Genomic DNA, 14846 nt, shown 5'->3' with positions numbered 1-14846 from the left:
TGCAGGTTTCCTTGGGGCGCGGTAGCAGTGTTTGAACGAGAGAATTTTGATGAGATTCATCTCCCTGAGTTTTTTTAGGTGTGTGCTTAATGCGTAATTATTCGATTTCACCGAGGGAATTGCTCGGCAGTTTGTGGCGCAATCGCAGCATGATCAGAGCTCTGGTGCAGCGCGAGGTTGTGGGGCGCTATCGCGGGTCTTTCATGGGGATTCTCTGGTCGTTCTTCAATCCGGTGTTCATGCTGGTCGTGTACACGTTTGTCTTCAGCGTCGTGTTCAAGGCTCGCTGGAGCGGGGGCAGCGATTCCAAGACAGAGTTTGCACTCATTCTGTTTGCGGGACTGATCGTATTCAACTTGTTCGCCGAGTGCTTCAATCGCAGCCCGACGCTGATTCTTTCCAATGCGAATTACGTCAAGAAGGTGGTATTTCCGCTGGAGATCCTGCCATGGGTGACCGTGGGCTCCGCGCTGTTTCACATGGTGATCAGTCTGATCGTGTGGCTGCTTGCCTATACCTTTCTGTTTGGTACACCTCACCTGACGGTCTTGTTTTTTCCGCTGATCATAATGCCGCTGGTGTTGTTGATTATGGGATTGACCTGGGCGCTGGCATCACTCGGTGTTTACTTGCGCGATGTTGCGCAATTCATCGGGATTCTAACCACTGTGCTGATGTTCCTCTCCCCCATTTTCTATCCGGCGAGCGCATTGCCCGAAGAGTATCGGCACCTGCTGATGTTGAACCCGCTGACGCCCACTATCGAATACGCGCGTGAAGTGCTGTTTTGGGGACGTATGCCTGACTTCACCATCCTTGGCATTTATCTCGCAGGCTCGATAGTCGCCGCTTGGCTGGGCTTTGCCTGGTTTCAGAAAACTCGAAAAGGATTTGCTGATGTCATCTGAGATCGCCATCAAAGTTCAGAATCTCAGCAAATGCTATGAGATTTACGACAAGCCACGTGACCGCCTGCTGCAGATGCTAAGTCGCGGCAAGAAAAAATACTGCCGGGAGTTCTGGGCGCTGCACGATGTGTCGTTCGAGATCCGCAAGGGCGAGACCGTCGGGATTGTCGGCAAGAACGGCAGTGGCAAGTCCACGCTGTTGCAGATCTTGTGTGGGACCCTGAACCCTACCGGCGGTACCGTGGAAACCCACGGTCGGATCGCTGCGTTGCTGGAGTTGGGCTCGGGGTTCAATCCTGAGTTCACCGGGCGTGAAAACGTCTATTTGAACGCTACCATCCTCGGTTTGAGCAAAGAGGAAATCGATGAAAAGTACGATGCGATCATCGAGTTTGCGGACATTGGCGACTTTATCAACCAGCCCGTGAAAACTTACTCCAGCGGGATGCTCGTGCGTCTGGCGTTTTCCGTTCAGGCTCAAGTCGAACCGGACATTCTTATTGTTGATGAAGCATTGGCCGTTGGCGATGCCAAGTTCCAGGCACGCTGTTTTGATCGCTTGAAGAAGCTGAAAGAGAATGGCACTAGCATTCTCTTGGTAACGCATTCAAGTGAGCAGATCGTGACTCATTGCGACAAGGCATTTCTGTTGAATGACGGTGTGCAGTTAGAGCAGGGTGAACCACGGCAGGTTGTCAATCGCTATCTGGATCTGCTGTTCGGCAAAACCCGGAATTCGGTTGTGACCGAGCTTGAGCCTGCCGTCGATGTGCTGGAAACCTACCACACGCCTGACGGCGGAATGGACGTATTTGATACGCATCCCAACTACAATCCAAATGAGTATCGTTGGGGTGATCGGGCAGCGACGATAATCGACTTTCATCTGAGTGCCGATGGTCAGGAGTATCCCGTAGCCGTCGATACTGGTTCCAAGCTCAAGCTGGCTGTATTCGTCAGGTTTGATACCGATCTGATCTGCCCTATCCTCGGCATGACCATCAAAACCAAGGAAGGGGTAACCGTTTACGGCGTGAACAGTGAAACCCTTGATTCTCCGGATTTCCGCGCCTTTGGTCGCAAGGGTGAAATTGTCGAGGTCGATTTGTCGATTGCCTGTGAATTGGCTCCGGGTGATTACTTCATTTCCCTCGGCGTTTCCACCAAAGACGGTGAAGAGGTGACGCCAAGGGATCGTCGTTACGATTCCGTGCACCTTCAAGTGCGGCCGACAGACAAGTTTTTTGGGCTGGTAAATCTAGATTCGAGCATTCGTGCCAAAAAGGTTACAAATTGAATACTTTATTGACGCAAGCGGGCTATCAACTTAACGAAGAACTCAAGATCTGGTCGAGGCCGGATTACGCGAGTATCAATTACAGTGACGGCGATACCACCGAACTACGCATCAAGTACTTGATTGAGAAGGCGCGTGATGTAAGTGTTTTTTCCGATGAACTGCGTGGCTTGTGCACGGACTGGCCATCGCTGTATTACCTGTCCAGCACCCGGGCAAATTTGCTACGGGTGTTTGACGCCGATCTTAAAGGTGACGTCCTCGAAATCGGCGCAGGCTGTGGCGCGATTACCCGCTATCTGGGCGAGCAGGGCGGCAACGTTCTTGCGCTGGAAGGCAGTGCGCGCCGTGCAAGCATTGCCCGGTCTCGTACCAGAGACTTGCCGAACGTGTCGGTATTGGCCGAAACATTCGAAAACTTCCAGGTTGAAAAGAAATTCGATGTCATCACGCTTGTTGGTGTTTTTGAGTACGCCAATCTGTTTGTCTCGGGTGAGAACCCGGGCGCGAACATGCTCAAGAAAGTCCGCTCGCTATTGAAGCCCGACGGCTTGTTGATCATTGCGATCGAGAACCAGCTGGGTCTCAAATATTTTGCAGGCGCACCGGAAGACCATGTTGTGACGCCGATGTTTGGTGTCGAGGGACGCTATAACAGCACTACGCCACAAACTTATGGCAAACAGGCGCTAGCCTCGCTGCTGTCTGGTGCCGGCTTTGCGTCCAACGAGTTTTTTGCCCCATTTCCAGATTACAAACTGCCGGTTTCGATTGTCACGGAAGAAGGGTTTGTCGACCCTGATTTCGATGCTGCGGCCTTTGCCTGGCAAAGCGCCCAGCGCGATCCGCAACTGCCTGAGCTGTGTACGTTTTCGCTCGAACTGGCATGGCCGCAGATCTGCAAGAATGGTTTGGGCATGGACATGTCCAATTCCTTCCTCATCGGTGCTTCGCCGGTGGCACGCAAAACCCTCGACGATGGAACCCTGGCAGTTCATTTCAGCAGTGATCGTCGGGCGGAATTCTGCAAGAGTTCGTCGTTCAAAAAAAGCGCCGATAACTCAATTCGCGTTCACTACGAGAAGTTGACCAATATTGCAGCAGAGTCTGCCGCAGACGCCATCGTCGACTTCAAGCTGACAGCGTCCGAACCATACATCAAAGGGCATGTGCTCTCGACAAAGTTGATCGAAATTGTCAATGCGCAAGGCTGGACTTATGCTCAGGTCGGCGAGTTTCTGAAAGGCTATGTGGCGATATTGAAAAATATCTCCGGCGGTCTGTCGGGCGCTGATGATTTATTGCCGGGTCAACTTTTCGATGCCGTACCGCAGAATATTCTGATCGACCAGCAAGGCGCCCCCCACCTGATAGATAAAGAGTGGTCGTTGACCGTCGGTGTGCGGATCGAATTCCTGTTGTTCAGGACTCTGCGTCAATTGCTTGGTTCGGTGACACGTTTCAGCCCAAGCGCTGACTTCGCGACGGCAACTTACAAAGAATTCGTGTTTGCAGCGTCAGCGGCAGCTGGCTATGGGATCGACGATGAAGATGTTCGTCAATTCCTGTCATTAGAGGCGGCTGTGCAGAGCACCGTCAGTGGCCGCGAGCCAAGTGAATTTCACTCTTGGGAGGAGGATCGACAGGTTGTCGTCGACAACTTGTTGATGGCTTTCAACAAGACCCAGTCCGCCTTGGCGACACAAGCGCAAGCGTTGGAAGCCGCTGGGAGGGAAGTTGAAAGAGTTCAGGCTGAGTCCCAGCGGGAAGTCGAGAGAATTCAGGCTGATTCCCAACGGGAAGTTGGAAGAATCCAGGCTGATACTCAGCGGATTCACTCCGAACTTCGATCCGAGCTAGAGAATCTGCAGTCGGAACGCTACCGCCTGTCTGTTCGCTTGGCCGAGAGTCAGGCGGCCTACAATGATGTGATTCATTCGAACTCCTGGTTCATCACCAAACCGATTCGATTTGTCGTTCGTTCACTGCGCAACGGCAAAAAGGCTTTGCGCAATAATGTCGAAAGCTGCAAACGCGCGGCTACCGTCTACCTGCGTAATCAGGAGGTGAAGGCTCCGGTTCCCGCAGGCAAGAGTTACATCGTCGAAGCGCCAATTGCCCGTATCCGCTCAGTGACGGTGATCTTGCCGGTTTATAAAGGCATCGAGATGACCAGGCGCTGCATCGAAGCTGCCATGCCGGGCATTCTCTCGATGGCGGGTGCGAAGATCATCGCGATCAATGACTGCAGTCCGGATGCCGGTATGCAGGACATGCTGCTTGAGCTCGAAGCGCAATGGCCGGACGTTCTGACTGTTTTGGAAAATCCGAACAACTTGGGATTCGTCAAAACCGTAAACCGTGGGATGCGCCAGGCCGCAGAAGCCGACATCGTGTTCCTGAACAGCGACGTGATCGTCCCGCAAAACTGGCTGGAACGGCTGACCGCAGAAGCCTACATTGCGCCGAATATCGGTACGGTCACCCCGTTCTCGAATAACGCGACCATTTGCAGTTTTCCGGCCTTCCTGTACGAAAACGAACAGGCCTTCGGACTAGATGTCCATCAGATCGACAAAGTGTTCGCCGGGGCACGACTGCCAAATGTGAAAGCACCTACCGGTGTCGGGTTCTGCATGTACGTGCGCCGCGATTGCCTGGACGTCGTGGGCTTGTTGAATGAGGAAAAATTCGGTCGTGGTTACGGCGAAGAAAACGATTTGTGCCAGCGCGCGCTCAAGGCCGGCTGGTCCAACGTCATTACACCGAACCTTTACGCATTCCATGAAGGCGGCGTCAGTTTTTCTTCGACCAAGCAAGCATTGATCGAAAACGCCTTCAAGGCGATTGTCGAACTGCATCCAGACTATCACCTGGATATTCAGACGTTTATTGCCGAAGATCCGGTCAAACTGGTGCGTGTCAATCGTCTGGTCCAGTTGCTTTCGACACTCGATCGTCCCAAGGTCCTGCAGGTTTCCCATGAGGCCGGGGGCGGAGTCAAACAGCATGTCGAAGAGCTGAGCGAAGCGCTTCAGGCGAATACCTACAACCTCATCCTCAAACCTCGTAAAGGTGCGGGCGCCGTCTCTCTGTACATGGGCACATTCCCCGGCGCAGACGAGTTGGTCTTCCATCTTCCGGAAGAGCTTCCGAAGCTGGTTGCCCTGCTCAAAGGCTGCGGTGTCGGATTCGTCCATTTCCATCACTCTCTTGGATTGAATCCGGCACTGTTCGATCTTCCGGCGCAACTGGGTACTGAATACGCATTGACGGTTCACGACTTCTATTGGCTTGGGGGCAACCCGACACTGACCAACGAGGCGGGCGTTTATCCAGGCCAGTATTCCGATGATTTACTCAATCCTGCGTTCCCTCTGCCCAAGGGTGTCTCGGCAGCCGAGTGGCGCGAACAATTGAGAGTATTCCTCGAAAGCGCGAAAACAGTCGTGTTCCCATCTGAGTACACATTGGCGCTTTACCAGCAGTACTATGCTTTGAAGCGTCCAATCGTAGCGTTGCATGTCGAGAACAAGCGACCGGTGAGCTCTTCGGTGGTACCGATCATCCCAAAACCACGTTATACCGTGGGCGTGCTGGGTGCGCTGGGCAAGGAAAAAGGCGCGGATTATCTCGAGCAACTGGCTGCGAAAGCGAAGGCTGCAAATGCCCCCTTCGACTTCAAGCTGCTTGGCTTCGCTTACCGGGAATTAAACGGCGTTTTCACCAGCGGGCAATACGACGCTGCGGAGCTCGTGCGGTTGATCGCGGAGCATGAACTCGACTTGATCCTGTTTCCTGCGCAATGGCCGGAAACTTACAGCTACACACTCAGCTATGCGCTGGCGTCAGGGCTGCCGATCATCGCGCCGGATATCGGTGCGTTCCCCGAGCGCCTGGCCAGCCGTGAACATACGCTCGTCTACCCATTTGGCATCGAGCCTGCAGAGCTTCTGGAAGCAATGAGCACATTTGTGCAGTCATCGGTGGCGGGGGACTTGATCCAGGCACCTTCGCATGCACAAAGTCTGTTGAATCCGGATTTCTATGATGTCGATTATTTGCAACTGGTAAATAACGCTGTTCCGCGTCAGCAACAGCCCGGTTTCCTCGAGCTCCCTGCCACGGGCATTGCTGCGGCCGAGTACGAAGTGCCGTTGACCACCCGGGAAATTGTGTTGCTCGCTCTGTGGACGTTGTACCGCAAGCCTGGCATGCAGCGACTCAGCCGTTCGGTTCCCTATGGTGTGCGTCAGAAAATCAAGAGAAAGCTGACCAAGCGTCCACTTCACGAAATAGTCGACCTGCACAAAAGCTGAGCAACTTGTTCCCCTTGCCGCGAAGCTGGGGCTTCAGCGGAAGGGGACAGATGATTTTTGGCGCAATGTCGAATTAGAGTTTTGCAAAGGAGCCGCTGGGCTTATGAGTAGCGTTTGGCTTGTGCCAGTGGTTTTTGCCAGTGCCTTCACTTTAACCGCGCTCTTGCGCCGTTATGCCTTATCCAAAAGCCTTATCGATGTGCCTAACGATCGGAGCTCTCACACCATTCCAACCCCAAGGGGCGGAGGAGTGGCGATCGTCGTCACCTTTCTGGCTGCACTTTGTCTATTGTTCATGGCGGGGATAATCCCGTCGGGGCTCTTCTTGTCGGCGTTGGGAGCGGGGGCATTGGTCGCGATCATTGGTTTTATGGATGATCATGGCCACATCGCTGCACGCTGGCGACTACTGGGGCACTTCGCCGCCGCTGCATGGGCTCTTTACTGGCTGGGAGGTCTTGCGCCGCTGCATGCGTTCGGTCAGGTGATCAATCTGGGATGGCCGGGGACGGCATTGGCGGCTTTTTTTCTCGTCTGGATGCTCAATCTCTACAACTTCATGGACGGTATCGACGGGATCGCCGGTGTCGAGGCGGTCACGGTGTGCCTTGGGGTATGCGTGTTATCAGTGTTGGATAACGGCGCGCCGTTGATTGGTGCGCCGCTATTGCTGGCGGTCGCTGTGGCAGGCTTTCTGGTCTGGAACTTTCCGGCGGCACGGATCTTTATGGGCGATGCCGGCAGCGGGTTTCTCGGTCTGATTCTGGGCATTCTCGCGCTTGAGGCCAGCTGGCTCTCGTTTCAGCTGTTTTGGGGGTGGTTGATCCTGCTGGGGATCTTCATCGTCGATGCGACGTTAACACTGCTGCGCCGCTTGCTGCGTGGCGAAAAGGTCTATGAGGCTCACCGCAGTCATGCCTATCAGTTTGCGTCACGTCGTTATGGCAAACATTGGCCTGTCACAATGGCAGTGGGTTTGATCAATCTGCTGTGGTTGTTGCCGATTGCAGTATGTGTCGCCCGATTCCAATTGGACGGGGCGACGGGACTTATCCTTGCGTATGCCCCTTTAGTTTTTCTTGCCTTCAAGTACCAGTCGGGCAGGGCGGAGCAGGCTTGAGTGAGGAAATACAGGCTTCGTAATGGCAACATAATCTCGCCGCACTTACGTGATAATATGCGCGCGCCGAATAAAAGGTGACAAAACGAGTTCGCGTAATGACCAATTTTAAAAAGCCAGCAACAACACTTGGCGACATGGTAAAGCTGCGTGCTAACAACTTTGACTTGCTCAGATTGTGCGCAGCCCTGATCGTCTTGATAACCCATAGCTTTGAGCTCACGGGGAAATCGGCTGCATCGTGGCATACCTTTTTTATGGGTTATGCGCCTGGAAGCCTGGCAGTCAGTGCTTTTTTTGCGATCAGTGGCTTTTTGATTGCCGGCTCTCTGGAGCGCCGTACATTCTCGGAGTACTGGCAGGCACGTGCCTTGCGCATCATCCCGGCACTGGCGGTCACCTCGTTCGCTTCCGCCTTGATATTAGGCCCGATTTTCAACGCGCTGCCGATTGCTGAGTATTTCCAGAGTTCCGGCACCTATCGCTATCTGACCAACTCCATTCCGTATCAGACAATCTTCGTGCTGCCTGGCGTCTTCACGGATGTATTCTATCCACTGACGGTGAATGGTTCGCTATGGACGATCCCGATCGAAGCGTTTTGCTACGTGGCGCTGGCTGCGATCTTCTTTGTCGGACGTCGAACCTTCTCGCTAGTTGTACCGGTTATGGTGTTTATTTCGGCGTTCTTTGTCTGGTTGTTTTTCCATGGCCCCATCGCGCCGATCACACTTTTCGGAACGACGGAGGTACTACCTGTTCTGCGCTTCGGCTTGATGTTCCTGGTCGGTACCTTCCTCTGGAAGTACAAGGATATCGTGCCATTCAAGGGCGGTATCGCGGCAATGTGTCTGGTCATCCTGTTGATCGGCTCACGATTTGGTTACACCAATCTGGCACTGTTCATTGCATTGCCGTACTTGCTGATGTATCTGGCTTATCGTCGTCCAGTCTTCGTTGATGGCATGCACAAGCTTGGCGATCTATCTTACGGCACCTATCTCTTTGCCTTCCCTATCCAGCAAGCGCTGGTGTCGATCTCCCACAAGTCGATCAACGGCTGGTGGTTGGCTATTGCCACCAGCGTGATCTCCATGGGGCTGGCGTGGTTTTCCTGGCGATACATCGAGAAGCCGGCGATGCAGTTTAAAAAGAAGTTCTCGGCACCGGTGGTGCTTGAACGAGCAGCCTGATCAACAGGCATAAAAAAACCCGGATTGCCGGGTTTTTTTATGCCTGTTGATCGTCAAGGACGCTTTCATTGGGCTGGTGTGTTGCTTTTCACAAACACAAGTTTGCTTAACGCATAAGTTATCGGCAGCGTTAGTGCGATGGCTGCCAGTGGGGCCAGATACTCGGGAAGGGACAGCTTCTTGACCCACAGCCAGACAATCAGGACGCCCAAAGCGTATTGCGCAACGTACACGAACGGGAACAAAAGCGCGGATTTCAACCCCTGATGCTCTTTGAATACGAAGAAACGACTGAGCATGAACGCCAGAAAGATCCCGCAGACATAACTGATTGAGTAGCTCCAGATGTAGGGTAGAAAACTCAATAGAACGAGATAGAGAACGTAAGTCAGTCCGGTGTTGAGCCCGCCGGTCAGGAGGAACCGGACAAACTTGATCTCCAGCAGTTTTTTCAGATTCATTCCTACGAAACTGCCTGCTGTTTTTTCTCGATCAGGAATTGATCATAGTCACGGATGTAGTCGTCGGCCATGTAGTGTTCCGAGGCGAATACCAGCAAGACGGCGTCTGCCGAATACTTGTACTGAATTCCCCAGGTCATCGCTGGCAAGAACAGGCCCAGAGTATGGTTGTCCAGAACGAATTCCTGGCGGTGCTTTCCATTATCGGCAACGACATGCACTGTGCCTTTGACCGCTACCAGAAACTGGTGACATTCCCGGTGAGCATGCTCGCCACGGGTTTCTGCCGTCGGAACGTTGGTCACCAGGAAGTAACGCTTCACTTCGAACGGCACATCCTTGCCGCATTCGCCAACGCTCAGACTTCCGCGCATGTCGACGGCTTCCATCATGCGGTGCAAAGTAACGCCACAAGGGTATATATCCGATTTTCCGACTTTCACCGGGTTTTCTACCAGTGCCCCATCGGTAGGCTTGGCATCGACATAACCGATGATTTTGGCCGGGTTGCCGACCACGATGGCATTGGGCGGAACAGATTTGGTGACCACTGCGCCTGCACCAACCATCGCCGAAGTGCCAATGGTGATGCCGGGCAGAATCGTCGAGTTGGCGCCCAAGGAGGCACCTTTACGAATAATGGTTCGGGCGAATGCTTCCGGATAAATCTTGCTGCGTGGGAACTTGTCGTTGGTAAATGTGACATTAGGCCCGACGAAGACATCGTCCTCAATGGTGATGCCGTCCCAGACTTGCACGCCGCATTTCAGCGTCACACGGTCACCGATGATGACGTCGTTCTCGACAAAAACGTTGTCGCAGATATTGCACTCGGCACCGATGAGGGCGTTCGGCAGGACGTGGGCAAAAGCCCAGACTCGTGAGCCGGCGCCAATGGTAGACGATTCACAAATCGCACGGTCATGAACGAAAAAATCCCGTGGATCACTCATTTATTGGCTCCAAACTCAGTAACTTTCATAGGAATAGCCAGAGGGCGCCCTTTAGTATTTTCATACGTGCGCCAAGCGTAAGAACCGATGACGCCCAGGCCCAGCAGATTGAGGCTACCCAATAGCGTGATGGTAAACAGCGTCATGGCATAGCCGGGCACGTTGATCAAACCACCCAGCTTGGCCAGAACTACACTGACGCCATAGAGTGCAGAAAGCACCGAACCTACTGCACCGACCCGGATCAATAATCGAATCGGCAGGTCGGTAAAAGAGAAAACGCTATCCATCAGGTAGTTGATTTTCTTGCGCAGAGTCCACGCGGACTTTCCGTGCTCTCGGGCCACGCGGGAATAGTGAACCACCTGCCGACGGAAGCCGAGCCAGAAAATCTGCGCGATCAACGAGCTATGCCGCTCTTCAAGTTTCAGCAGGTTGTCGCGAAACTCCAGATTGCAGCCGAACATGTCAACGCCGCCGGCCGGCATTTCCGGAATAACGTATCGCTTGTACAGACCCCAGAACGTTTTCGACGCCAGTTTCGACAGGAAAGGATCCTGACGGCTTTCGCGCACGCCTACTACAACATCGACTGGCTCGGTATTCAGGACGCGATTCATGGTCAGAACCAGGCTCGGTGGTTCCTGCAGATCGGCAGCCATTACTGCGAAAGTCCGTCCCTTGCCATGCTGCAAGCCGGTTCTGATCGCCATGAAAGAACCAAAGTTCTTCGAGAGCAGAATCAACTGCGATGCGAAACGTTGCATTGGCAGGCTGTCGCGAAGAATTTCATACGAGCGATCCGGGCTTCCATCTACAACAAACACAACCTCCAGGGCTCCCTGAAGCTCGACATTCAAGTCGTCGACAGCCTTCAGCAGTGAAGGGAGTGATTCTTCGTTGCGATAGACAGGAATGACGAGCGACAGCACGTTAAGCCCTCTGCTTGAAGTAGTTTTTGACCACTTCAATGACGCGGTCTACTTGAGATTCCGTCAGCCCGGGGAAACAAGGCAAAGACACAAGTTGCGAGCAGGCCACTTCGGTAACCGGCAAGTCGAAGTGCTCGGTCAGTTCATAGGCTGTTTGCCAATGATCAGGTACAGGATAGTGAACATCGGTGCTGACGCCATTCTCTTTCAGGTACAGGGTGAAGGCCTCTCTGTCCTTTATGCGCAAGACAAACAAATGCGCAACAAAATCGCTGCCCAAGCTAACTGGAAGCGTGACGGGCAGACCTTTAAGGCCCTCGGTATATCGGCGAGCGATGTATCGACGCTGTTCGTTCCATTGATCCAGTAGAGGCAATTTCACGCGAAGAATTGCAGCCTGCATTTCATCGAGTCGGCTGTTGCGGCCCAGGGCTGTGGTGATGTGATACTTGGTCGACCAGCCATACTGGCGAAGCGTACGCAAACGTTCGGCGATTTCGGTAGAGGACGTAACAATTGCTCCGCCATCACCCAGAGCTCCGAGATTCTTCGTCGGGTAAAAGCTGAAGCAGGCCAGATCACCGAAGGAACCACACTGTCCGCTGGATGATCTGGCACCATGAGACTGTGCGCAATCTTCGAGCACCGCTGCACCCGCCGCTCTTGCCATTTCTGCCAGTGTTCCGATCTCTGCCAGTTGACCATAAAGGTGCGTGACGATTACGACTTTGGCTGGCTTGGACAGTGCTTTTTCCAGCGAAGCCGGGCACATCGTCAGTGAATGTTCGTCGACATCGACGTACACCGGTTCGGCGCCCACTGCGCGAATGGCCGTGCTGCTGTAGAAGCCGGCATTAGCTACAGTAATGACACGATCACCTGGGCCTACTCCAAGCGCAAGCAAAGCGATCTCCAATGCTTCGGAGCCGTTCGCGACAGAGATGCAATGCTCAACGCCTACATAGTCGGAAAATTCGCGCTCAAAGGCTTTGACCTCCTCGCCCATGATGTACCAGTGCCGATTGACCACCCGCATCAGTGGTTCGGAAAAGTCGATGCCTGCGTTCGCCGCGGCTGCAGAAAACAACGGAACGGTTTGATTCACTTCCATGATTTATCCAGAAATATAGGGCGGAGCACTTGATGATGGGCGAAATGTTACTACAGATATTGCCGCCTATGTCGGGCCAATCCACGCCGTTCGTACGCGATGTGCAATGAATAAAAATGGCAGTCTTGGTGCGCAGAACGGAGCTCCGAGCGAGCTCCGTGCGCAGAGGCCGCTGACTGCCTATTGATACTGGGCGTGGATGGGGTCGGGCTTTTCTGACAGCTTGATCAGATAGATACCATTGTCCAGACGAACAGAACCTGGCGCAGGCCAGACCGGCATATCCTTAAACTTCGGCGTCAGCGCTATCCGATCAACCGGCTGGAGAGGAAAAACATTACGGAATCCAACAAGCTGCATGTATTTGATCATTCGATTTGCGTTGCCATCGTCCCAGTCAAAAAATGAAGCACTCATGGTCGACGAGTCGGGGGACGGGTAGCGAGTGTTAAATGACATCTTTCCAAATATATCGATATGTGCTCGTGCATTTCGGTCGAAATGAGGGTTGGACTCGGCTATTTTTTTATATATTTCTTCAGCTGTAAATCGATCATGACTGGTTGCGAGCAGAGTGCTGGCTGTGTACTGCCCATTAATCGTTACTATCTGGAATATCAATATGGCGCTCAAAGCCAGGCCAAGCGCTCGAATTCGGCCTTGATACTCGAGAATAATCATGACGCTAAACCAGCTGACGAAAGAAACCGCCAGCATCGAGCGTAGTGGAAGATTGTTCCCGCCGGTTACAAAATTTAGCAAGAAAGGCGAGATAAGAAGAGCTGCAATAAAAAGCATCATTCGCGCGGAGGCTTTCCAGGTTCTCTGCGTGATCAGAAGTAACGTGGCGAGACCGAGCATGATTGCAGAGATGAAAAAATCGACCCCGAAAGTCTGCGCTGAACCAGTATAAATTTTAAATATTTCATTAGTGGTCAGCTTCGTGATGAGTAAAGGATTTTCCAGTAGTGCGTTCAGCTTCAGGAAGCTGTCTAGATAGCCTGGATTTGCTGGGTAAAAGTGTTTCGCAATTTTATTAATGAGCGCATAAAGAATCAGGCCGCAGAGGAATACTGCTGCAATGAGAGCCATTCTCTTGAATAGAGGCCGAAGCCCACCAGGCAGCGACGTTGTGTCGGCTTTGGCTGCAAATATTATCATGCCTATTCCGATCGCCAGGTAGAACATCACCAGAGACTGATAAGCACCGATTGCCGCCGCGAGTAACAAACTTGCACAGGCGAGTGCGAGAAATTTTGCTTTGTTTGCTTCTGTAGATAGATCAACTCGAGAAACAATGTAAAGGCTGATGGAGAGGCAAAGAACTCCAAGGCCTGTGGAAGGTAGGTTAGAGTAAAACTCGGAGATGAACCACCAGATCGGATGGGCGACAAACACGCAATAAGCGAATGCCGTAAGCTTGGTAAATGTCAGATTGTGCGAACGTAAGATCAGCATGTAAGAAGCTGCGAGGCATACATAGAAAAACAGGTTCGGGACAAAAGGTAAGACTGGCAGCGGGAATATAAATTTTTCTACAAGGAACGCGGTCCATCGTCCGTCAGCAATCCATACCGATGGGTCGGTACGAAAGGCGCCCACTTCATCATCGACGGACAGGAAAAAATTGCTGATGGGGATCAGATTCAAAACTATCCCGATGCACAGAAGAGTAATGAATTCAATCGATGAAAAGTTATCGTTTTTTGCCACATTTTTTATGCGTGTTGCCCAGATGCTTTCTTTCTGAAAATACGGCAGGATAATTGGATGCCAAATGATCCAGCCGACTGTAGCGAGTGCGAGCAATGCTGCCAGCATGAAGGCGATAGATGTACGCACCTTTTCAAGATGGGCGCTATTTATATGGATGGTAATCTGTGGGTCTGTCGATCCAGGCGGTGCCGAAAAGAAATAAAGGTTGTTTCTGAAGGTTTTCTGCAGCTGGAAGGACGGATTGACGTCATCCATTGAAATATCCATACGATACGCCAATAGACTGATGCTGACCGATTTCAAATCAAAGGCTTCTGCATTATCGAACGGATCCCAGCGAAGCTCGTCGTCATAAAATGGTAGCTGGAACTGAAAGCGTGTCCTTGAAGGATCGATTTTTTTGAAGACTGAATTCTGTTCGCTATAGGGTGTCAGTTTTTTATAATAGAGCTGCGATTTTTCGGCAGGGAAGTTCTCAACTTCGATGTTTAATGTGGGCATTAAAATCGGGCTTTTCAGAAGTACCCAGGTAAACACCAATGTTAGTGCTGCGCCGAGGACAGCCCATTTAAAAACGGCTTTTGCTTTTGTCTTGAACTCGGTGTGCATAACCGTTGCTCACTTCCCTATATTTGATTTTTACGAGTGGGGGCTTGATGTTTGAGACGCGGTGGTGCGGCAAATCACGTTGCCGGCGGTTACGCCCGACCTCCTGAGCCTAGAATGGCGCCGGTCAGTATAACGGCTGATGTCCACTGCCGCAGCAGGGCGCTCGGATCCGGCTCGGAATTTCTAGCGGTTAGACGAGGTGGGGGGCGGCTCTGCCTGGCTTAAAC

Annotated in this window: 10 protein-coding genes; 5 read left to right on the top strand and 5 right to left on the bottom strand. The window is 52.6% G+C overall.

Annotated features, from left to right (window positions below; translation table 11 throughout):
- Positions 1-89 precede the first annotated feature (89 nt).
- From GTQ41_RS18900 to GTQ41_RS18880, 5 genes are all read left to right on the top strand, one after another.
- Positions 90-908, top strand: a complete 819-nt coding sequence (locus tag GTQ41_RS18900) for an ABC transporter permease (RefSeq protein WP_047295539.1) — start codon at positions 90-92, stop codon at positions 906-908.
- Complete coding sequence (locus tag GTQ41_RS18895; RefSeq protein ID WP_080963296.1) at positions 898-2205, top strand: ABC transporter ATP-binding protein; 1308 nt, start codon at positions 898-900, stop codon at positions 2203-2205. The genes GTQ41_RS18900 and GTQ41_RS18895 overlap by 11 nt, the downstream gene beginning before the upstream one ends.
- Complete coding sequence (locus GTQ41_RS18890; RefSeq protein WP_217325339.1) at positions 2202-6524, top strand: glycosyltransferase; 4323 nt, start codon at positions 2202-2204, stop codon at positions 6522-6524. Before GTQ41_RS18895 ends, GTQ41_RS18890 begins: the two co-directional genes overlap by 4 nt.
- Positions 6525-6627: 103 nt before the next feature.
- Positions 6628-7644: a glycosyltransferase family 4 protein gene (locus GTQ41_RS18885; RefSeq protein ID WP_047295538.1), complete on the top strand. Its 1017-nt coding sequence runs from the start codon at positions 6628-6630 to the stop codon at positions 7642-7644.
- A 98-nt stretch (positions 7645-7742) separates the two neighbouring features.
- Positions 7743-8837 (top strand): acyltransferase, encoded by a 1095-nt coding sequence (locus tag GTQ41_RS18880; RefSeq protein ID WP_217325338.1) that lies wholly within the window; start codon positions 7743-7745, stop codon positions 8835-8837.
- A gap of 65 nt (positions 8838-8902) precedes the next feature.
- Here GTQ41_RS18880 and GTQ41_RS18875 read toward each other — a convergent pair whose 3' ends face one another.
- The 5 genes from GTQ41_RS18875 to GTQ41_RS18855 form a co-directional block, all read right to left on the bottom strand.
- Positions 8903-9298: a GtrA family protein gene (locus GTQ41_RS18875; RefSeq protein ID WP_047295533.1), complete on the bottom strand. Its 396-nt coding sequence runs from the start codon at positions 9296-9298 to the stop codon at positions 8903-8905.
- A 2-nt stretch (positions 9299-9300) separates the two neighbouring features.
- Positions 9301-10251, bottom strand: coding sequence for a WxcM-like domain-containing protein (locus tag GTQ41_RS18870; protein ID WP_047295531.1), 951 nt, complete (start codon positions 10249-10251; stop codon positions 9301-9303).
- Positions 10248-11183, bottom strand: a complete 936-nt coding sequence (locus GTQ41_RS18865; RefSeq protein ID WP_047295528.1) for a glycosyltransferase family 2 protein — start codon at positions 11181-11183, stop codon at positions 10248-10250. Before GTQ41_RS18865 ends, GTQ41_RS18870 begins: the two co-directional genes overlap by 4 nt.
- A 1-nt stretch (position 11184) precedes the next feature.
- Complete coding sequence (locus tag GTQ41_RS18860) at positions 11185-12294, bottom strand: DegT/DnrJ/EryC1/StrS aminotransferase family protein (RefSeq protein WP_047295526.1); 1110 nt, start codon at positions 12292-12294, stop codon at positions 11185-11187.
- Between the two features lie 180 nt (positions 12295-12474).
- The gene (locus GTQ41_RS18855; protein WP_047295523.1) at positions 12475-14619 is read right to left on the bottom strand and encodes a glucosyltransferase domain-containing protein; all 2145 of its coding nucleotides are present in this window, start codon (positions 14617-14619) and stop codon (positions 12475-12477) included.
- Positions 14620-14846: the final 227 nt, after the last annotated feature.

The organism is Pseudomonas sp. AN-B15, assembly GCF_019056475.1.
Classification (GTDB): domain Bacteria; phylum Pseudomonadota; class Gammaproteobacteria; order Pseudomonadales; family Pseudomonadaceae; genus Aquipseudomonas; species Aquipseudomonas parakoreensis.
This window is presented reverse-complemented; position numbering and strand designations above follow the sequence as displayed.